This is a genomic window from Prevotella sp. E13-27, assembly GCF_023217965.1.
In the GTDB taxonomy this organism is placed as follows: Bacteria; Bacteroidota; Bacteroidia; order Bacteroidales; family Bacteroidaceae; genus Prevotella.
Genome location: NZ_JALPSC010000002.1, coordinates 20023 through 39681 on the forward strand (window position 1 = coordinate 20023; position 19659 = coordinate 39681).

Here is a 19659-nt window from a genome sequence, read left to right on the forward strand (position 1 = left end):
GTATGAAGCATCTGACAAACATACAGGATATAGAACAGACTATAGCAGAAAACCGTCTGTGTCTATTCTATATTAAAGCTCCTGATTGTGGAGTCTGTAATGTCATGCTTGATAAGGTGGGACAGGTGACAGATAGGTTTCCTTCGCTTTGCTCATTCTATACTGATATAATTGAAGAGCCTTTAATTGCCAGTCGCTTCTTGGTTTATTCGGGGCCAACTGTGTTACTGCTGATGGAGGGTAAAGAAGTCTATCGAGGCTCACAGTTCATAGATTTGGAAGAATTGAGGTATAACATTAACCGATATATTGAAATGCTCGACCAATGACACTACCCAAATTTATTATCACAATGGACGGCTTCTTTCGCCTTGGCATGGTGAATCAGCATAAGGACTTGCTAAAACCAGGCGACCAGTGCATAGGTGGTGGCTACTATCACTTTGACTACACATCAAACCGAATAGTTCCGGATCGTGCCTCCTACGACTTTGGAAACCCCAAGTGGCATCTGTTGGAAGTCCTGAAGGTTCCATCGGTCTATCGTGGCTTGCGACTGGTCTATAAGTACGATGATAACTTCCACGATGACTTCAATGTTAACGAGGAATTGAAGATAGAGTATTATGACTGACTTCGATAGCATCTGGCGTACTCAGGATGAAATCAGGACTGTTGTTGATGCTGCTGTTGGTTGTGGCATCTGGAACCTGAGCTATTCGGAGCGACTAGATGCGATTGAACTTGAACTGGCTACCCACCTCGATGAAGATGCTGTCAGTGACCTTTGCTGCCAGTTTCCATTAGCTTGTGACTATGATGGAGAAGGAGCGAGAGGAAGTAAGTTCGTGTTTGGAGTATAAAAAAGATAGAGCAGGTCGTTACACCGGCTCTTCCGAAAGATCCATAACATGTACGAAGAGTATTCCCTCTATGTAGTCCAAACCTTCTATCCAAAGGTCGCTAAATACATGATTCCCTAATAATCCATCTTCGTCAAGGTGCTTGTAATATCGTGACAATCCCATTACAAGACTATCTACATTTACCCTATAGCAATCATCGTATTCTTCTTTGCCTAAATCTATTCCTATCATTACTGGCTCCGAAAAAGGGAATCTAATACAACATGGAACGTAATCAACTCCTTGCAACATTTCCTTTGGGAACTCGGCATAATGGAGGTATGGTGTAAGTCCGTAGTTAAGCCTACGTTCCATACTTACCACATAACCCTGAATTAGGTGAATTGTAGATAACTGCTTTTTCTCTTTACTAGGCTTTGTCTCTTTCAAATTCTTCTTGCTCATTTTGTTTGATTTTTAAGTATATATCATAGTTAAGATTTTGGCGGTAAATTCAAATTCCCTTCAATTTCTTAACTATGTAATGAAAAAGAAGATAAAGGTATTGCAATGTAAATATCTTGAAGGTTTTGGGGGAATAGCCTTTGCGTATGGAAATACTAAAATCCCCCGTTCCACATTGATAGTAAACCTTACGTCAGCAGAACATTGTCCTAGTAGAGCATTAGGTCTGTGTAAAGTAGAGAATGTATGTTATGCCTTAAAGTGCGAAAGGATTTATCCAAATTACAAACATAAGAATCTTGTTATGGAACGATGGTTAACCAATGCTCGCACTACAGAAATTGTTTCTCTAATGGAAGCATATATAGACAATGCACCAGAACCGATAACACTTATTCGACTTGATGAAGCTGGTGATTTTCGAGACCAGAATCAGGTGAGACAATGGAATAAGATTGCAAGGTACTTTGATATGACGCGAGGAATTAAAACGTACACATATACATGTAGGTCTGACCTTGACTTTAGGGATGCACCTTACATCGTGGTAAATGGTTCGCTACCAAATATTCAAGGGGCAGCGAGAGAATACAAATGTGTGCCAGGTGTGGAATATGACAATATGGCCATCGGAAAAGGAGTGTATAAATGCCCAGGAAATTGTAATGGTTGTAATTTATGTTCTACTGGTCGATTTAATGGAATTATCTATAGTAGACAACATTAAAAAAACAAACAAAAATGGAAAACAAAGAAATTAAGAATGAGACGATTATGAAGAAAGTTAAAGAAGTATGTAAGATAGCCGCTGTACCAATTGCTATTATTATCGGTGCGCTACTTATAAAGAACCAGATGCAGAAACCTTCAATTAAATATTGTGTTAGTGCATATGATAGTGATTATTGGGACTAATCTCTAACATGGCAAGGCAAAGACTTCTTCTATAACTTGACTCTTTTTTCTAATGGTTAGGAAGAAGAAAACAAAGAGAGAAAGTAGTGTAAAAGCTACCTCTCTCTTCTTTTTCTTCACAACGTCCATAACCTTTCCGTAGCCAGATAGGTCTTGGTAAGGTTGACGCTATTAGTTATCTGCTTCTGCCAAACACATGAAAAGTCCCCTGGCATATTATACTCGCTGATGTAGACCAAGTGGCCGTCTCGTTTCATCTGCCTCGCCCAATCATAAAACCTATCATGGTCGAAGTTCTTGGATGTCGAATAGCCGTAAGTTCCCTTGTAAGGTGGATCGTAATAAACCAGTGAGGCTTTCGGCATAGAGATACATTCATAACTTCCACATTGCCATTCAACCCCCATAAGGAAAGGTATTTGGCGTGAAGTGTTCCTGATGTTCTCCGATATGTAGTCCCTGCCTTTAGCATTATGACCACTATATCCACCATCAAAGAACCTCCCATTCCTCGACCCCATAAAACCTACCCAGCCAATGAGGGCATCACTATATTTCCCATCGTTCTTATGCCAGGATTCCCTAACCTTATCATAGAACGGTTTTTCAATCGTCGTGGGAGGCTTCCAGTTCGTCGTTGTCAGCTCTTTCCACATAGCGATAAGGTAGCGGTTATTGTCATTAGCTATTCTCTTATACTCTGGAGGTACGTTTTGGATGACACTACAACCGCCCACAAACGCATCGACGATTGCTTGATTAGGTCGCATCTTATCTAACATAATAGGCAGGATTTCATCTACTATCCTTGCCTTAGATCCTTGATATTTCATTTCTCTTCTATTGGTTTCATCTTTTCGGCAAAGTATCTCCAGCCCCTTGCCCTCTTATACCTATCTATAGATTTTCCTGGCACATACACTGTAGTCAGGTTAGGACAGTCTGAGAATAGTGTGCCACCATTCATCCTAGGTGGATTCACTGATTCAAACGTGGCTTCTCTGAGGTTATGGCAATGACACCAGACGTAATCGCCTATATCCTCAACATTCTTGGGAACGGTCACTGATATGAGGCCGCTTGAATTGAAAGCATTGTCCTTTATATGCACTACACTTTCAGGTATAACAACCTCCTGCAATGAATCCGTATTCCCAAACGCCATGTCCCAGATAGTTGTTATGGTTGGGGGCATGACGATTGAACGGAGGGAAGTGCAGTGAGCAAAGCATCTACCCGGCACATAATCCATCCCCTCAAAATAACGGTACTCCTTGAAGTCAACAATGCCAGTATTTCCCTCAAACCATCCCGTTATGTCACGAACAGCAACGATTTCTCCGTATGTCATTTTTAGACTACCTACCTGATTCCATTTCTCCAATAGAATACGTTTAACAACATCATCTGAGACTTCAAATATGCTTTTTTCGCCCAAGAAGATGGTTGTCCCACTTACAGCTGCTATATGAGGAAATCCCATGCTATATTTCTCTTTCTGGTACTCACCCATGAATTCAAATGTTCTTAAATAATGCACGGTAAGCACCTCCTTTCTATATTGCAAACTCTTTTCGACAGGTGCAATATCCTGACGTTCCTGACCAAGACCTCCTGATCCTGGCTGGAAAATGAATTATATCTTCTCATTGTAATCTCAAAGGGTAGTCCCCTTACTTCTCTTAATAAAAGCCCCGTGACAGCCAAGCGAGAGAGACCATCACAGGGCAAAATTTAATTTATGGCTACTTATTAAATTTTTTCAAACCACACCTGAGCCTTCTTGGAAAAGGCTTTGTGGACTATACAGTAATCAATGGCTGCGATACTGACTCCAAAATGATTAGCAGCGTCAGACTTTGTAAGGAAGTCCATAACAGTACCATCTATGAACTTTGCCCTGACCTTGACACCTGCACATCTTTGTTGAGCAGCTTTCATGTTGGCCTTGGCTTCATCTGACATCTTCTGTCCTTTCCAATAGCCACCGCCATTCTTGTCACGCCATTTCTTAGCACCTTCAGTAGCAGCAGTAGGTTCTATGCCTTTCATCCTGTCACTTTGGGCTTTTTTCATTTTCTCTGTGCGCTTCTTACCAGAGTTGGAAGCGGAGATTTTATTTTTCTCAGCTTGGGTTTTCCTGCGTTTCTTACTGGCTGCACTAATCTTTTGCTTGGCAGCATCCGTATGATGGAAACCATTATCCTTGCGTGTCTTGTTCCGACGCGCTATCTCTTCCAAGCTTATCTTTGTACCTTTACGACCAGTCCCACCTTTATTGCTGTTGAAACCATGCTCGAAAGAATCAAACATCTTGATAAAGTCTTTCTCTCGATCCTCCAGCTTCTCAACCAGTTTGTCAATGTCCCTGTCATAGAGGGTATCTACTACAGTATATTTGAAGTTGATAAGAGCATATCTTCTCCTTGCAGCAGCAATCTTCTTCCCGGCATACTTACTTTTGGGTTTGTTCCATCTGTTCTTGCGTGTCTCTTCCTCTGGGGTACAACCGACATAAACCCAGCCATCCTTTTCATCACCAGGCGCATCAAGTCTATAAATATAAACAACGCCCTGCCATCCCTTACCGGCTACCCATGTAAGGCTGTCTTTGTTATATTTCCGTCTCTTCCCGACGGTTACTATCTGTTTCGACATTTGAAATTTGTGTTTTAGGTTAATAGAAGAAGGGATAGCTGATTGTCATTAGTCAACTATCCCTCCTGTTTCTGTCCTGAGATCCTCCGATGCCTACTCTAACTTACAATAGTCCTTTATCCATCTTACGCCTTTCGGAGTAAGGCATATTGCAGAAGTTCCACTCAGCATGAATGTAACATCTGGATCATTGGTGATGGCCTTGAAATAATCATCTACTCTTTTGGCTACACAGTCATATCCTTCCTTCATGTTGAATGGCCTATACATATACCAGTTATAAGCCCCGAAATTATGTATTCGCTCTTTCCAATCCGTATCAAGCCTTGGGTAGAAATCCACAAAGCATTGATACCAGTAGCATTTTATATATTTGTAGTCTGAGTTGAATGACAGACACTTCAACCAAGGGAAATCGGTCAAGTAATAACCAATGCCGTCCTTTTCAAATAATGAATACTCGCCACCACAAGGCATAGTATCTTGCAACTTGAACATATCTGCTCCAATGGCTTTCGCTTCCTCATAATATGGTACGAGTGAATCCAACCACTGAGGCAAGAAGCGTTCAAGGTGGTCTCTAAATGTTGGAGTCAGCTTCTTTGCAAACTCCAGGTCACTAATTTTCAATGTTGCCATAACATATTCTTAAATTGTTATCCTATATGCTTTTAATCCGTCTTTATTGGTAATCTTGCAAGGTATATAGTTCGGTAGTTCACTTGCTTTCGCCGTTTTTGCAATACCCATCTTGTCATAAACTTCCTGTAGCATCCACTTCACGTCTTTCTTGCTGTAAACCTCGCCATTCTCGAATAAAGAAGCTACAAGGTCTTTAATGTCAGTTTCACCGCTTACATGCCGTAGTTCCTGATCCATCTTCCAAGGGTCACAGCCATTGGCAATAATCCTTTCGGTTGATAGCATATTGAAGTAATAGGCTACATCATTATATCCCTCGTCATGCAGCATACCAAATATCTCCCTTTGACATTCAGGATGTTTTTGGAAGCAATATAATATCGCCTTTATCCTATCCTGGTTCTTTTTGGGGGTAGCAATGGCCTCCAAATTGTCTTTCAGTTGCATAACCTGGGGAGAATATTGCCTGTGTAATTTCGCAGGCCCCATACAATACCAACTAATATGGTTCTTCAAAATGTCCCGACAATAGTTTTCCGATACTATTATCAAGTTATCTATCTCTGGTTTCCCATTAACAGTCTTGATATATAGATAATTGGGGTCATCGTCTATTGTACGAGACACATCATGTAGATAAGCACTTTTACCTTGGTCATCCATTATATAAGTCCAGTTGGAGATTCTGATTAGGCTCCTTTCCATCTTTTCCTTTCTCTTGGCCTCGAACAAATCATCATCTATTATGCTTATGTTTTCCTTGTAATAGATATGAAGAATATTCCTGAACACATTGGTCTTTAGTCTTTGTCTGCCAATAATCTGGGGAATATCCGATGCTATGTCTAACTGCAAACTTCCCACATAGTAGTTGGCTATTACATAGGTACTGGCACAGGGACTGTAGAAATCAACACCCTCAAATGCAGTTCTGGTAACAAAAGTCCATGTCGTATGCCTCTCGCCCTTTTTGGGAATAGAAGCCTTTATTTCAAGTTGGGGATGTGCCTTGCGTAATTTCGTCGCATTCTCCTTTGTATTGGCACATATAACAGTTATCTCAGAAATGTCAATGAGCTGCTTCTTGGTCACATATCCACTGACAATATCCTTTATATCATCTACACTATTTAGGAACACAACCGCCTCATAGCTATAATCACTTAGTCCTTCGCCGTAGTGAATGACATCGAAATAGTGTCTGTTATGTGGATCTATATGCCTGGAATAGTAGCTGTATATACTATTGAAAGCATCTTTAGCGTTCTTGCAGCTATAGTGCCTTGTGTCTATCGGAACCTTATTTGGCCAGTCAAGCTCAACATATTCAACATTGTATGCTGCGAACTCTGGAACCTCCTGCATATAGTCAATTATTGGCGTTGCAGAAATGAACAAAAGCTTCTCATACTGAAACAACTTATGAAGAAAGGATGACAGTACACACTTATTGTTATACTCCTTTATCAGAACATCTTTAATGATAGTGTGGGATTCATCTATGACAATACGGAAAAGAAGGTTTATGTCTAATTCAAATATCCTTTCCAGCATTGTCATCAAATTGGCGAAAGAATCATAAGTCACCATCAGTTTCATTGGTCTGTTGTACTTATCACATAGTTGTTTATAATCCTTGAACTCTTCAACCAACTGTTCAATGCTCTTCTTCTCTTTGTTTTTGTAGTCTCTTTCACGGTTGAAGTAATAGCATAACTGGTTGTTGTTTTGGTTGAAGTCCCTTTCTTTCTCTTGCAGCAATCTTATTCGTGGAGAAACCAATATAGTGTTCTCCTGGTTTTTGAGACTGTAAGTAGTGAATCCGCAACCAGTCATTACCTTGTTGACTATCATTTTCCCATTGGTGAGATACTGGTCAAACTTACATCTGCCATTATCATCAGTCCATTCCATAATGTACTCTACACCATTGTCAACTCTAATTTTTCCTCTGTCAAATATCATATATGGTTATTTTTCTGTATTACTGAAAATTCTGTATTGTGTCTTTTTTGTGTCTTTTTTTCTCTTATATAGGAGAATACGTGTTTTACTCCAAAAAATGACCACAAATATTGACTATAATAGTCTGAAGGTTGACTGAGCGAAGCGAAAGTCAATCTTTGGGAAATGTTATTGTTTTCCATTAAAGGTGGCACCGACCGTACCATTCCACTTCGGCTTCGCCTACGTTCCATCCCTGCCACCTTTATGATTTTTCCAAATTGAAGGAAACCATTATCATTATCTTTCAATAGGGATAGTATAGTACAATTCATCTTCAATAAGGCTTTTTCTGTCTATCCTTGTCAATCATCAGGCTTGCCATCCTGATAATTTCCAAGTCAGACAGGTTTAGGGATAGTATTTTTCTGTTCTCCCATTGGCAATTAGCAAATCTGACAATTTGCCAATTACCAAGTCAATTTGAGATAGTTTCATTCAGTTTCCTTCAGTTTCTTCTTCAATAGACTTGTCCCTCTTCCTTGACAGTATTCGAAGGGTAATCCCCTTCTCATACAGGAAAGTGACAAGTCTCTGGTACATCTGTTTGTTCAGAGTTTTACGAGGACAAAGCTCATTCAGTTTAGACAGTTGGATAGTCAGTACATAGGAACCGCCATTGTCATAAGCGGTTCCAAATCCCTCGTCATAAGCTTTCAGTGAATTTATATCTTCTGAAAAGTATCTCTCTTCAACTTTCATATCATGTTTCATAGTGTCTACAGGTTAAAATAAGTGGAATCCCAATATAGATTTTCGTTATTCGTCAGCTAAAAATAATATCAGGATTCCATGTTTTCCTTTTATCAGCAGTTAAAACTTCACATCGAGGACAAGCATATTGATCCATTCTGTCACTGTAGCCTTCTTCACTTTCTGGCCAGTATAATACTCCACGTTTCGCTTACATGCCTTTTCAAATTCAGGCAGATCTAGGTAATGCACAAAGCCAGGGAAATGAGCAAAGCATCCAATACTCTGGTACTCCGGCATGAATCCGCTGTACCCTTCTCCGCTAATAATGAAAGTGTCAGGCTCCAATATCAGGCCATCTTTTACTTCCACATTCAGGCTTCTATGAATTATCACCTCATAGCCTTCATCAGTAGGTTTCACACTTACGCCAATTACTTTGCCTGTGAATTCCTCTATTCTGGCCTCAATGTCCTTCTCAATATCTACGTCTGTCATCTGATCCAGGTCATAGACTTTTCCAAAATACCAAATTTTCATTTTCTCTTCCTTGATTTAATGTTCAACGTAACACCAAACTCTGCTTTCAAGTAGGACACCAAGCCCTGATATGCGTCTGTCCTGGGTCTAGTCCTGGGGCATAAAGTCAACAAGTCTTGCAATGTTTCCTCAATGCAGAGTCCAGTATCAAAGTTGCCATGCTTATTACGCAAGGCTTCGACATCAGCATCATATTTACCATTTGAAGGTAATGGTACTGATGGACTAATCTCTTTCTCAACAACAGGAGCAGCCACCTCCTGAGTCTCATTCACTATGTCTGGTCTCGAATTAGTGCCAAACAAAGCGTTCATTAAATTGCTAAAATCCATAATCTCCAAAATTTACAAACCAATCATTTTTCAGGGGAGGATCCAATGCAATAATCCTCTATTCACATCCTAAGAGTATCAGCCGAGTTTGACCGCGTTTTTTCGATTTGAAGTTACAGCATAGTTACACATGAGGTTACAAGAATTGAGCCTGAATGACAATGATTTAGGCCAATTGTAACCTTGTAACCCAGAAAAAAGAGGCAGGGGGTATATGGCTATCAGTCCCCACCAAAGGAAATAGAGGTTACAGGTTACAAAGCCCTAAAAAACGGCATATTTTTACCTGTTTTTAACCCTTGAAAACGACCGTCTCAGAAGGTACTCAAACCCTTATAAATGAGAGAAATACAACGTTGTTAGAGTGGTAGAATTAGAATGTCTACCAAGACTCTAACATTTAATTTTATTGGGCGTGGAGAACTGATGCGAAGAGTGTCAGAGGAAACTCCAGGCCGTGCCGTTGGGATTCGGTCATCATTTCCAATACTAAAGTGATTGGACTTGATGGTTTGGGAAAAGGCAGAACTAGAAATGAGTGGATGCTATCTGAGGAAGGTAGTCATCTGCTCACTTTATTTTTGAATAAGAAACAACAAGAGAAATTTAACATCAATATTAACTTTAAAAACAAGAGAACAATGAACAAGAGAATTTTTAGAAAAGTGAGGGTAATCGGTGACGTTATTATGGTGGTAGACATTGCATGTCACGCATATCGCCTGGTCAAGAACGAGATTTGCCCTTGGGTCTGCAAGAAGATCCACAAGAACAAGAACGCTGGAGCAGCCGAAGAGGTAGATGCTCCTACTACAACAACGGAGAGTATCGCACCTAACGTAAATGAGCAGCAATGACGCGACGGACGTACTCATAACCTGCTTAGAGGCCACACTAGCGGTCTTGAAAGCACTAAAAAAACTCAGGGGGATTCTGGGTAAAAAGCCCAGACCCCCATAGTCTTTAACTTTTAAAACCATTATAACAATTATGGCAAAGAAGAACAACAATCAGACAGTAGGCTTTACACCTACAGTGGAACAGGAAGCAGACAACGCCGCAATGGTGGTAGTCGAGCCTGAACCAGAGACACGCAGCCCCTTCATCCTTGGTAACACAAAGGAAATAGGGCTTACAGAACTTGGTGACATGTTGACTCCCGTTTTCAGCCGGGACAACGTGGAAACTATCAGCCATACGGAAGCTATCAGCACCGTAATGGATGCAGTGAGTACATATTTCGACGGACAGGAAATCAATGCCCCCGTCGTAAGAGTATCACATGAAATGAAACTACGGAACCGCTTCGGAGCTGGCAAACTGGTCGAGAACCTGAATCCAGAGGACAGCGATTCCTACTATCAGAGAGCGATGGCAATGATTGAAATTCCATCTATCTCACACGACATCAACGGAAGCATCTGCCATCTACAGGTATGCCTTGTACGAAACTATGCAGATTGCAACCTACTGGGTAATTCATCCCAGAAGCAGACCTTCAAACTGGCAATCGGTTTTCTGAATACCGTATGCACCAATGGCATGGTCTGTACTGATGGAGTAAACCTGGCCATCAAGGTAACTAATACTGCCGACTTCTACAAGTATTGCATCGAACTTTTCAAGCAGTACAACTACAAGCAGCACCTTGATGACATGAGACGACTGAACGATACTGTTGTCACCGTCAGCACCTTGGCTCAATTCCTGGGCCGTGCGAGAATGGCAACAGCTCTACCGACGAGCATGAAGAACGAGCTTGGCCTACCTGAATTCACACTTCCAGAGGCACAGCTGAACAACATGATCCGTGACTACTACACCGACGAGAACTTTGGTGGATTCGGACGAGAAATCACGGCATGGCAATTCTATATGCTACTGACAAATTACAAGAACAACTACATTGACGTGACATTGGAGCGTTCCTGCAACGCATACCAGTGTGCTAAAGGCGTGGCATCAGCAATCAACAAAGATGACGATGCCTGGAGTTGGTTTATCGAGTAAAGACACAGAGGAACAACAACCTCAAATGTCAACCGAAGAGGGAGACTATCACTGTAACAGGTGGTGGCCTCCCTTTTTTCATTTGCGAGAACAGAAAACAATTTTAATAACAATTAAAAACAAAACAAATTATGCTTTACATCAAATCATTCAGCAACTACACCGAGTTTCAAGAAATTTTCGGTGTTCGCGTGTTCGGAGAAGAAAAGGCGAGGAAGAACAAAATCCTGCTGGCTCTCCTGAAGGACAAAGCGGTTCATAAAAGAGCCATTGAAAGTGGAGATTTCACCTTACTCAGCATCAAGAACATGGTGGATCTCAAAAACGTCTGCATCAAGAAGCTCCATGAAAGCGGAGCCAAGAGCAGTAAACTTCGCTACGAGGTCAACCTATTGGGCGTGACCTACTTTAGTGACATCTATTCCCTTGACAGCATGAACGGCATCTGTGAAGATGGAACCCCCAATGCTGTACGCTACGTCAACAATGAGAACAATCGCCCTTGGAAGATGAAGTGCGGCAAGTTCTACAAGAAGCTTATCGAATGTACCAAGTTCGGTAAGTCCCTTCCGCAAGAGGTGGTCACATATCTCTGTGAAGAGTTTGCCCGTGACTGGCAAGCCTACTCAATCGGCAAGCTGCCAAAGAACAAGTTGTATGTGAATGACAACTTCTCAGACATCTATGATTCCAGCCGTTTGAAAGGCTACGACGAGGACTCAGATGCTTTCGTTTCCTGCATGGTAAACAAAGACCTTCATTCTTTCTACAAGGATGCCGTGACTGCAAAAGCGGCTTATCTCGAAGATGAGGACGGAATGATTATCGCCCGTTGCATCGTATGGCCAGAGGTCTACGACAAGGAAGGTAACAGGTATCGTTATGCAGAACGCCAATATGCGGTCGGCTGCAACGATGTTTACAAACAGGCACTCATAGACGCACTGATTCAGGCTGGTGAGATTGACTGCTATAAGAAGATAGGGGCAGCATGTTCAGACGCAAGTTCCATTATTGACATTCATGGAAACTCGCTCGCTGACAAAGATTTCCATATTGACTGTGACCTTGACTGGGATGATATTCTCAGTTACCAGGACACCTTCAAATGGTACTCTATGTATCATCACAAAGCCTACAACTATGAGGCTGGAGATTATTCACTTGACGTAACGGAGGGTAGCCTGGACGCATCAGAGAATGGCGACGAAGAAGAACCTGACGAGTATGATTCCTACCATGACAGAGACGCATGGGAGGTTTGTACTTGCTACTATCATGGCAACGAAGAGACTGTTGACATTGAGGATCGTGATGATTTTGTTCGGTTTAACGAAAAATGGTATCACGAGGATGACGTTGTGACCTGTCCGAAGTGTGGGGAGAAGATGCTCAACCCAGCGTATTACGATGAGGATGACGATGTTTACGAGAGCAGCATAACAGGAAAGGGTTATTGCTGTGAGGACTGCCGGGACGAGGCAGAGTTGGAGTACAAGAAAGAGCATTGGCACTATTCCGACTATGATGACGAGTATTACCTGTATGCCAACGACATTACGACCTACAGACAATACAACTGCATCACACAGGAGTACGAGGACAAGACCATTTCCAAGGAATCACTCTTTGAACTGATAGAGCGAGGGGATTTCCATGAGTGGGGCGGCATGTACTTCGATGCAATCAATGAGGAGGTGGGGAAACCCATCGGATATGAGGACTTAATCGAATTCAATTTTGCAGCTTAAACAATGACAACGGATTTTTCACTATTGAAGAAGCTCTTTTGCATCCATTCCAAGAGTGGACGGGAGGGCAAGATTCGCAAGTTCATCTGGAACTGGATAAAGCAGAATGTTCCAGGTGCTAAGATTGTGTGTGACAAGCCAGGGAACTTATACGTTACCAAAGGCAAGTCAGAAACGTACCCCTGTATCGTGGCCCACATGGATCAAGTACAGGAAAGACACTCTAAGGACTTCATAGCCTACGAAGCCGAGGACATCATTATCGGATTCTCCCCCAAGCGGAAGGAACAACAAGGATTGGGGGCTGATGACAAGGTTGGTCTTTGGATAGGCTTGATGTGTTTACAAAAGTTTGACTGCCTCAAATTGGCGTTTTTCGTCGAGGAAGAGGTGGGATGCAGAGGCTCAGACAAGGCAGACATGGATTTTTTCAACGACTGCCGTTTTGTGATTGAGCCTGACAGACGAGAGCATGAGGATCTGATAACACAGATTGGATGGACTTCCCTATGCTCTGATGACTTCCTGAAGGAAATTGGTTATAAGAAGTTCGGTTACAAAGAGACCGACGGAATGATGACCGATATTGAGACCCTGAAGGATAACGGACTGGCTGTTTCGTGTATCAACCTGAGCTGTGGGTATTACAAGCCTCACACAGACCAGGAATTTGTGTACAAGCCAGCCGTCTCTAACTGTTTGGCTTTCGTGGAGCATATCATTGAGACGTGTACCAAAGTGTACCCACATGTCGATGATACCGCTTACCTCGAAAGACATAACTACTACGATACTGTTTACGATGACCTCTACAGCGAGATCTATGACCTATTGACCAATAATCCCAGTATGAGTTTTGGAGAAGTCGAAGCCATGTTCAAGGACTGGTACGGCTCTGACAAAATCAACAAAGGGGATTTGGAAAACAACTATGAACTGGCGAGGGAGGACATCCTCTTCTGGCAAGAACAGGAGAACAAGAAAACAACAAAAGTATTAACCAAATAAACAACAAACAATTATGTGTAAAAGCAATGAAATTTTGGCTGGACTTCCAGAGGGAGCAAGCCAGGACGAAATCAGGGCAGCGTTTTTCGAGGCCCTCCGTTCACTTAACGTGAATGACAAGTGTGAGAAGCGTGACAACCTCACATACCTGTCATGGGCTAATGCCTGGGGTGAGTTCAAGAAGGTCTATCCTTCAGCCACCTATCGCATTATCAACAACCCGACAACCAATCTGCCGTACTTCATCGACCCTGCCATTGGCGTGATGGTCTTTACAGAGGTGACGGCTAACGAACAGACCCATCAGATGTGGCTACCAGTTCTTAACGGTGCTCAGAAACCAATGAAACTGGAGCCTTACGAGTATCAGGTCTGGGACAGGAACAACCGCCAGTATGTCAACAAGACGGTGGAGGCAGTTTCCATGTTCGACATCAACAAGACCCTTATGAGGTGCCTGGTCAAGAACCTTGCAATGTTCGGATTGGGTCTCTACATCTATGCAGGTGAGGATCTTCCAGAGAATGCAACTGGAACAGATGACTCTACTGCTGCTTCAACGGCTACAGTCCCTGCTCCAACAACAGCAGAGGTGAAGCCCAAGAAGGCTATGACAACGAGAAAGGGCAGAACGGTACAACAGCCGACACAGCCTGCCAATGACCGCTATGCTGGTATCAAAGCCGCTATTGCAGCAATGCAAGATACCAACTCTCTCTTGGCTCTCTACAACCAACACAAGAACGAGGTGGAGGGCAACGAAGCTATCAAGGCTTTGTTTACATTGAGAAAATACGAACTTCAACAAGCAGCATAAACTATGGCAGCAAAGAAGAAAATCAAACTGAAGGATTCCGGTGTTATTTTCAACGCCGAGGATCATACCTACTTGTTAGGTGACAAATTCCTTTCGGGTATCACACCTGTCTTGCAGAGGCAGTTCTTCCCGACAGAGTTTGAGGGTATTCCAAAGCATATCGTAGATGCAGCAGCGGAATACGGAACTGGAGTTCACGCATCATGCGAGGACTTCGATGCGAACTGGATATGTGACGGGACCCAGGAGGTCATTGACTACATATCCTTGTGCTCAGAATTTAATCTCACTCACGAAGCGTCCGAGTACACCGTGACAGATGGAAAGGATTATGCAAGTCAGATTGACAAGGTTTACAGGGTGTCCGATGATACCTTTGACCTTGGAGACATCAAGACTTATGGGCAGATGACGCAGGAAAAGACTGAGAAGGCAAGATGGCAGCTAAGTATCTATGCCATGCTTTTCGAGCGTCAGAACCGTGGAGCAAAGGTTGGCCGACTGTTCATCATCCATCTGCGTAACAAGCAGAAGAAAGACGGTACTTTCGACCATATCAGCGAGATTATCTTTGTCAACAGAATCCCCTCTGAAATATGTGAGGATTTGTTGGCAACAGACCTACGAGGTGAACAATTCATCAATCCATACGGCATTCCAGAGGAATATCGCTCACAGGAAACTATCATCCGTGAGCTTATCCAGACGAAAGCAGCCATCGAAGAGAAACTGAACGGCATCAAGGCCAAGATTCTCAAAGACATGGAATTGAAGAACGTGAGAACCTGGGCAACCGACACAATGAGGCTTACAAGAAAACTGCCAACCCAACGCTCATCATTTAACCTGGCACTATTCAAGACCGACCATCCTGAATATGACTATGACCAGTACATGAGAGTGTCTGAGGTAGCGGGAAGCCTGTCGATTGCAGTATGAGAACAAGAACGGAAGGGCTGGGGATAGCAATATTCCTGGCCTTTTCAATTAAAGGACAATTAAAAACAAGAAACAAATGGATTTTTTGGAATTAGAAACATTGAAAGAGACTCGTGAGTACAAGGCAGCAGAAGCACTTGCAGACGCTGTTAACTCTATGGGTTGGAAACCTGAAAAGTTTGCTATGGGTATGACTGTTCAACACCGTACTCTACAGCAAGAAGTAATGAGAACCTTTGTCGCTATGATTCATGTGATGGCGAGCGACAATTATGGTTTTGACCTACGGAACAAGGGGAGTCACGAAGCAGCCAAGAAAATGGTTGAGTCGCACCTCCTCGACGACATCTATTTGCCCTTCATCTGATGTATCTGGAATGTACCTGTATCGGAATCGGTATAGAACGCTGGAACCGACTGATGAAAGGGAGTAAGCCGCTGAATTACCAGTGGCTGAAACGACGGATTAAGAAGTATCTGCCAGAGCTATATGATGCTTTGTGTATGGACTTTTACAATCCCTACGAAGAACAGACGAGAGTGACCAGGACACATTACATCCTGGTACACTCTTCAATCGAGTATTTTATTAAAAAACAAAACGACGATGAATAAGACAATTCACATCAAGCGTACCATCGACATCGAGATAACTGTCCCGATGAATGAGACGCAACAGGAAACTGAACAATGGATCGACTGTAATTTCAGAGCAGACGGGACATTGGAGAAAGTTGACTTAGACCATATCATCAGGAACATAAAACTGGCTCCCACCGAGGATGACCAGGATTCGGTGATAGTGGTTAGCTGGCCTGAATCGCAAGAACTTCCAGCGTATGAGGGCTTTTATGAGAACTGTGACTTTATCTGTGGGGACACCATCGAGCCGTGTTCATATCTGGTTAACAAGAACTGGTATGGCAAGCTCCTTAACGGTGAACTCCAGAAGGTTGAGGAATACGAAACCTGTGAAGCGGCATGAAAGCAATACTATTCAGAATTCACGACGAGGTTTGGAACCTGTTTATTAACTATCCTGACTTCTTTTTTGTAGTGTTATGAATCATTCACAGGTAAAGGAGATAGTGGAGAAATCCATCCATGACTCTCAGAACTACAACTTCATGGTCACTATGGCTAATGGTGACAAGAAGAAAATGCGTATGTTTATTTCCGAAGGTGGCTGGGTATGCGAGTTTAAGAAGCGTTCCCGTACCAGAGGAAGGTGCATATCGTGTGAAGAACTCTGGAAATCGGTAGTTCCCATCAACAGGGACAACGATAAGGTCAGAGTTTGCAAGCGGAACACTATGAGTATCATCAAGTACCTATCAGCAAGTGGTATGTGGCCTGACATCCTGGCAAACATGATTAAGCTACAACAACTGAGCGACGAGGATTTGAAGTACCTCTATGAGTGTGAATACGACGAGCATAATACATTTATGGAGAAAAAGGGCATCGAGCATATTTCCCCAGACATGTATGACAGCTTATCCTCTCAACGTGGCATCATCACTATAAATTGGGGAAGAGGTCACGACTGGATCAAGAGGGGCTGGTTAAACGCCCTGAATGAGAAACGCAAGTATTCTATGCGTTGGACTGTATCATACGACAACAGCGTAGAGTATAATCCTGATGGCAACAGAGCATGGTATTCGGAAGAGTATAGGGGCTGTGGCAACGGTCACTACTACCTGCTTCTGGACGAGAAACATGCAGCCTTCAGGGAGGACGATTAAGTATAACAATTAAAAAACAAAAGACAATGAACATCAATCAATTCATTTTCAGCAGAACGCAGCCCAAGAAGAAAATCGAGACTATCGAGGCTCTTACGACTGACGAACTGCTTTCCGTAAAGGAAGAGACGGTCATTAAAATCGTGAAAGAGGTTGGCCGTCGAATGTATAAGAGCAGGGACAAACAGCTCTACATTGATGGTGATAGGAGAAAAGGCAACTGCTGGAACTCAACCATCGAGGGCGTAGACCTGATCAAAGGTAGGATTCATCTGAATATCTACATTCAGTATGAAAATACAGACACCAATTCGAGCGAGGAATTTGACAAGTTCTTCGATCGATGGAACAACTACCGTGGAGAAATCCGACGGTTAGACAGGTACGGGAATGGACGGACTTACTACTTCAACTATGACAAAAGCGACAAGGCGAATGTAATGAAGTCCATCCTCCTGGACTATGTGTATAAGAAGTATAACGACAAGCTTCACGACGAACTGGCATTAGGAGGATAGTGCCATGAACGAAGCGAAGATTAAGGAACTGAATAAGCGTATCAAGAAACTGGAAGAGACAATACACTTCCTGACGGAACTCTTAACCGAGCGACAACTGGAGGAGTTTATGTCCTACCTTAACAGACAGAAAGGCTTATGAAAGAACCAAAAGCATTCAGGAGTTTCAAGGTTCAGAGAGCCATTGAGATTCAAATGAGTACCCAAGACGAGAAACTGACACAAGAGGACGCAGAGCGTTTCGTTGACTGCAACTATCTTGTCGAGGGCAAATTTGATGGCAAGTACAAGGACTTCTTCTTTTGCAGAACGGAGTTTAGATACAGACCATTTACGCAAAGAGAGAAACTGGATCATTTCGTCGAGGACTTCATCATCTGCCCGAAAGAACTTGGGTTAGACTTGACAGACCGACGAGACTACGAAAAAGACCAGGAAGAACTTGAACTATACTTTGACTTCTATGACGGCATCGCATTTGAGTGTGATGAAGATGGAAGCAGGGTATCATTCAGATCTCTCATTATCCTCTATCCGACCATTGAGATATGTGAATCAATACCAGAACTGAAGGAACAGGTGGAAAATTATGTAGGAGAAGCTGCAATAGACGGCATCAACTACCATGACATAGCCCTGACTTTTGGAAAAGTACACCGACTAGACGCATTTCAATACTATGGTGATAAGTGAAACATTGTATCATAACATCGAAGTCTGTCTGAGAAATCTGATGGATGAAGATGACGAGGGACGTAAAAGGAGAATCGTCAAGCACATTCTCCACTCCCTTCGTGAAAACTGTATAACAGAAGATTGACGAACATGAGCAAGACAAGTAAGATGACCCTCAAATACTGGAACAGTCTCAGTGAGGGCAGCAAGAGACGAGCATTGACATATTGTTTTCCTTTGCATAAGGCAACAGTTGACATGCTTATGAACGACAAGCCCAATCCGAAAGACGATGCTTGGTGGGGCTTAGTATGGCGAAAGGTGCGTATTCCCGAAGCGGACGAAAGAGGGTACAGGCACTATAAGACAGTAGTAAATCGAACTTATATACCGTAAAGAGACAATGGACGAGAAACTTTATGACAAGCTCTTCCAGGAATATGTTGACTATGTGGTTGGCATCATTCGGAAGAAGGGCATCAAGACAGCAAACGACCTGAAGGACATCGTGAGAAAGAACATCAATCGTGTGGATCTCCGATTGGCAAGGGTCGTGATGGTTAATAACATGAGGTTCGGAGCCTTCCTTGATGACACCTACGAGTCTGTAGGACTGGCAACGAACATCGTAATTGACGATTAGAAATGAGAAAATACAAATTCAGAGGACACGATGTGAACGGTTGGCACTATGGCGACCTGCAACATCGAAAGACTGTTTTGCTCCATCGGGTAGGAATAACGATTGAGAACCGAGGAACAACAGTATTCTACACTTGCAATCCTGACTCCATCGGGGAAGGGACAGGCATCTTGGATATTAACGCCAAGAAAGCAAGCGACACCACCAAAGAGATATTTGAGGGTGATATTCTGAGAATGCCCGACCGAGAATATTTCCATTCGGAGATTATCGGTCTGGTAGTGTATTTCAACGGCTCCTTCGTATTAGCGAGTGACCCAGAGAACATCGAGACATGCAGCAAATGGAATCTTTATGACGCAGTTCATGGGGAAAAGGCTTATGTCATCGGTAACATCATGGAGAACCCGGAACTACTGAGGGGCAATAGTAACCAACAATCAAAAACATAACAGC

Annotated in this window: 30 protein-coding genes; 21 read left to right on the plus strand and 9 right to left on the minus strand. The window is 42.7% G+C overall.

Going from position 1 to position 19659, the window contains the following annotated elements; all coding sequences use genetic code 11:
• Positions 1 to 2: 2 nt before the first annotated feature.
• The 3 genes from M1L52_RS08880 to M1L52_RS08890 are packed head-to-tail and all read left to right on the plus strand — an operon-like array spanning position 3 to position 863.
• Positions 3 to 329 carry a thioredoxin family protein gene (locus tag M1L52_RS08880; protein WP_248614620.1) on the plus strand — a complete coding sequence of 109 codons (327 nt, stop codon included), beginning with the start codon at positions 3 to 5 and terminating at the stop codon, positions 327 to 329.
• 23 nt (positions 330 to 352) lie between these two features.
• Positions 353 to 634 (plus strand): hypothetical protein, encoded by a 282-nt coding sequence (locus M1L52_RS08885; protein WP_248614621.1) that lies wholly within the window; start codon positions 353 to 355, stop codon positions 632 to 634.
• On the plus strand, positions 627 to 863 hold the full coding sequence (locus M1L52_RS08890; RefSeq protein ID WP_248614622.1) for a hypothetical protein: 237 nt from the start codon (positions 627 to 629) through the stop codon (positions 861 to 863). The genes M1L52_RS08885 and M1L52_RS08890 overlap by 8 nt, the downstream gene beginning before the upstream one ends.
• An 18-nt stretch (positions 864 to 881) precedes the next feature.
• On the opposite strand, the gene M1L52_RS08895 is transcribed toward M1L52_RS08890, so the two are convergent.
• On the minus strand, positions 882 to 1310 hold the full coding sequence (locus M1L52_RS08895; protein WP_248613477.1) for a hypothetical protein: 429 nt from the start codon (positions 1308 to 1310) through the stop codon (positions 882 to 884).
• A 79-nt stretch (positions 1311 to 1389) separates the two neighbouring features.
• On the opposite strand from M1L52_RS08895, the gene M1L52_RS08900 reads away from it, so the two are divergent.
• Both M1L52_RS08900 and M1L52_RS08905 read left to right on the plus strand, forming a co-directional pair.
• The gene (locus M1L52_RS08900) at positions 1390 to 2037 is read left to right on the plus strand and encodes a hypothetical protein (protein ID WP_248613476.1); all 648 of its coding nucleotides are present in this window, start codon (positions 1390 to 1392) and stop codon (positions 2035 to 2037) included.
• A gap of 14 nt (positions 2038 to 2051) precedes the next feature.
• A complete protein-coding gene (locus M1L52_RS08905; RefSeq protein ID WP_248613475.1) occupies positions 2052 to 2225 on the plus strand; it encodes a hypothetical protein in 174 nt (57 codons plus the stop codon).
• 116 nt (positions 2226 to 2341) lie between these two features.
• Here M1L52_RS08905 and M1L52_RS08910 read toward each other — a convergent pair whose 3' ends face one another.
• The 8 genes from M1L52_RS08910 to M1L52_RS08945 all read right to left on the minus strand — a co-directional run bounded on the left by M1L52_RS08910 (position 2342) and on the right by M1L52_RS08945 (position 9076).
• Positions 2342 to 3058 (minus strand): DNA adenine methylase, encoded by a 717-nt coding sequence (locus tag M1L52_RS08910; RefSeq protein WP_262917988.1) that lies wholly within the window; start codon positions 3056 to 3058, stop codon positions 2342 to 2344.
• Entirely contained in the window at positions 3055 to 3792 is a 738-nt protein-coding gene (locus tag M1L52_RS08915) for a leucine-rich repeat domain-containing protein (protein ID WP_248614624.1), read from the minus strand. Before M1L52_RS08915 ends, M1L52_RS08910 begins: the two co-directional genes overlap by 4 nt.
• 185 nt (positions 3793 to 3977) lie before the next feature.
• Positions 3978 to 4883 carry a hypothetical protein gene (locus M1L52_RS08920; RefSeq protein ID WP_248614625.1) on the minus strand — a complete coding sequence of 302 codons (906 nt, stop codon included), beginning with the start codon at positions 4881 to 4883 and terminating at the stop codon, positions 3978 to 3980.
• A gap of 93 nt (positions 4884 to 4976) precedes the next feature.
• Entirely contained in the window at positions 4977 to 5522 is a 546-nt protein-coding gene (locus M1L52_RS08925; RefSeq protein WP_248614626.1) for a hypothetical protein, read from the minus strand.
• A 9-nt stretch (positions 5523 to 5531) separates the two neighbouring features.
• Positions 5532 to 7490, minus strand: a complete 1959-nt coding sequence (locus tag M1L52_RS08930; protein WP_248614627.1) for a hypothetical protein — start codon at positions 7488 to 7490, stop codon at positions 5532 to 5534.
• Between the two features lie 477 nt (positions 7491 to 7967).
• A complete protein-coding gene (locus M1L52_RS08935) occupies positions 7968 to 8243 on the minus strand; it encodes a hypothetical protein (RefSeq protein WP_248613469.1) in 276 nt (91 codons plus the stop codon).
• Positions 8244 to 8342: 99 nt separating this feature from the next.
• A complete protein-coding gene (locus M1L52_RS08940; protein WP_248614628.1) occupies positions 8343 to 8762 on the minus strand; it encodes a hypothetical protein in 420 nt (139 codons plus the stop codon).
• The gene (locus tag M1L52_RS08945; protein WP_248614629.1) at positions 8759 to 9076 is read right to left on the minus strand and encodes a hypothetical protein; all 318 of its coding nucleotides are present in this window, start codon (positions 9074 to 9076) and stop codon (positions 8759 to 8761) included. The genes M1L52_RS08940 and M1L52_RS08945 overlap by 4 nt, the downstream gene beginning before the upstream one ends.
• A 659-nt stretch (positions 9077 to 9735) precedes the next feature.
• On the opposite strand from M1L52_RS08945, the gene M1L52_RS08950 reads away from it, so the two are divergent.
• From M1L52_RS08950 to M1L52_RS09025, 16 genes are all read left to right on the plus strand, one after another.
• Positions 9736 to 9951, plus strand: a complete 216-nt coding sequence (locus tag M1L52_RS08950) for a hypothetical protein (protein WP_248614630.1) — start codon at positions 9736 to 9738, stop codon at positions 9949 to 9951.
• 133 nt (positions 9952 to 10084) lie between these two features.
• Complete coding sequence (locus M1L52_RS08955; RefSeq protein WP_248614631.1) at positions 10085 to 11104, plus strand: DUF3871 family protein; 1020 nt, start codon at positions 10085 to 10087, stop codon at positions 11102 to 11104.
• A gap of 131 nt (positions 11105 to 11235) precedes the next feature.
• On the plus strand, positions 11236 to 12855 hold the full coding sequence (locus M1L52_RS08960; RefSeq protein WP_248614632.1) for a hypothetical protein: 1620 nt from the start codon (positions 11236 to 11238) through the stop codon (positions 12853 to 12855).
• Positions 12856 to 12858: 3 nt separating this feature from the next.
• Positions 12859 to 13863, plus strand: coding sequence for a hypothetical protein (locus M1L52_RS08965; protein WP_248614633.1), 1005 nt, complete (start codon positions 12859 to 12861; stop codon positions 13861 to 13863).
• Positions 13864 to 13876: 13 nt separating this feature from the next.
• On the plus strand, positions 13877 to 14680 hold the full coding sequence (locus M1L52_RS08970) for a DUF1071 domain-containing protein (protein WP_248614634.1): 804 nt from the start codon (positions 13877 to 13879) through the stop codon (positions 14678 to 14680).
• Between the two features lie 3 nt (positions 14681 to 14683).
• Positions 14684 to 15619 (plus strand): PD-(D/E)XK nuclease family protein, encoded by a 936-nt coding sequence (locus tag M1L52_RS08975; RefSeq protein WP_248614635.1) that lies wholly within the window; start codon positions 14684 to 14686, stop codon positions 15617 to 15619.
• 85 nt (positions 15620 to 15704) lie between these two features.
• Positions 15705 to 15986: a hypothetical protein gene (locus M1L52_RS08980; RefSeq protein WP_410896779.1), complete on the plus strand. Its 282-nt coding sequence runs from the start codon at positions 15705 to 15707 to the stop codon at positions 15984 to 15986.
• Positions 15986 to 16234: a hypothetical protein gene (locus M1L52_RS08985; RefSeq protein WP_248614637.1), complete on the plus strand. Its 249-nt coding sequence runs from the start codon at positions 15986 to 15988 to the stop codon at positions 16232 to 16234. Before M1L52_RS08980 ends, M1L52_RS08985 begins: the two co-directional genes overlap by 1 nt.
• Entirely contained in the window at positions 16227 to 16604 is a 378-nt protein-coding gene (locus M1L52_RS08990; protein WP_248614638.1) for a hypothetical protein, read from the plus strand. The genes M1L52_RS08985 and M1L52_RS08990 overlap by 8 nt, the downstream gene beginning before the upstream one ends.
• A 76-nt stretch (positions 16605 to 16680) precedes the next feature.
• Positions 16681 to 17367, plus strand: coding sequence for a hypothetical protein (locus M1L52_RS08995; protein ID WP_248614639.1), 687 nt, complete (start codon positions 16681 to 16683; stop codon positions 17365 to 17367).
• Between the two features lie 26 nt (positions 17368 to 17393).
• Entirely contained in the window at positions 17394 to 17885 is a 492-nt protein-coding gene (locus M1L52_RS09000) for a hypothetical protein (RefSeq protein WP_248614640.1), read from the plus strand.
• A gap of 4 nt (positions 17886 to 17889) precedes the next feature.
• Complete coding sequence (locus M1L52_RS09005; RefSeq protein ID WP_248614641.1) at positions 17890 to 18027, plus strand: hypothetical protein; 138 nt, start codon at positions 17890 to 17892, stop codon at positions 18025 to 18027.
• Positions 18024 to 18578 (plus strand): hypothetical protein, encoded by a 555-nt coding sequence (locus M1L52_RS09010; protein ID WP_248614642.1) that lies wholly within the window; start codon positions 18024 to 18026, stop codon positions 18576 to 18578. The genes M1L52_RS09005 and M1L52_RS09010 overlap by 4 nt, the downstream gene beginning before the upstream one ends.
• 132 nt (positions 18579 to 18710) lie before the next feature.
• Positions 18711 to 18956, plus strand: coding sequence for a hypothetical protein (locus M1L52_RS09015; protein ID WP_248614643.1), 246 nt, complete (start codon positions 18711 to 18713; stop codon positions 18954 to 18956).
• Between the two features lie 7 nt (positions 18957 to 18963).
• Positions 18964 to 19203, plus strand: coding sequence for a hypothetical protein (locus M1L52_RS09020; protein WP_248614644.1), 240 nt, complete (start codon positions 18964 to 18966; stop codon positions 19201 to 19203).
• Between the two features lie 2 nt (positions 19204 to 19205).
• Positions 19206 to 19655 (plus strand): YopX family protein, encoded by a 450-nt coding sequence (locus M1L52_RS09025; RefSeq protein WP_248614645.1) that lies wholly within the window; start codon positions 19206 to 19208, stop codon positions 19653 to 19655.
• Positions 19656 to 19659 lie beyond the last annotated feature (4 nt).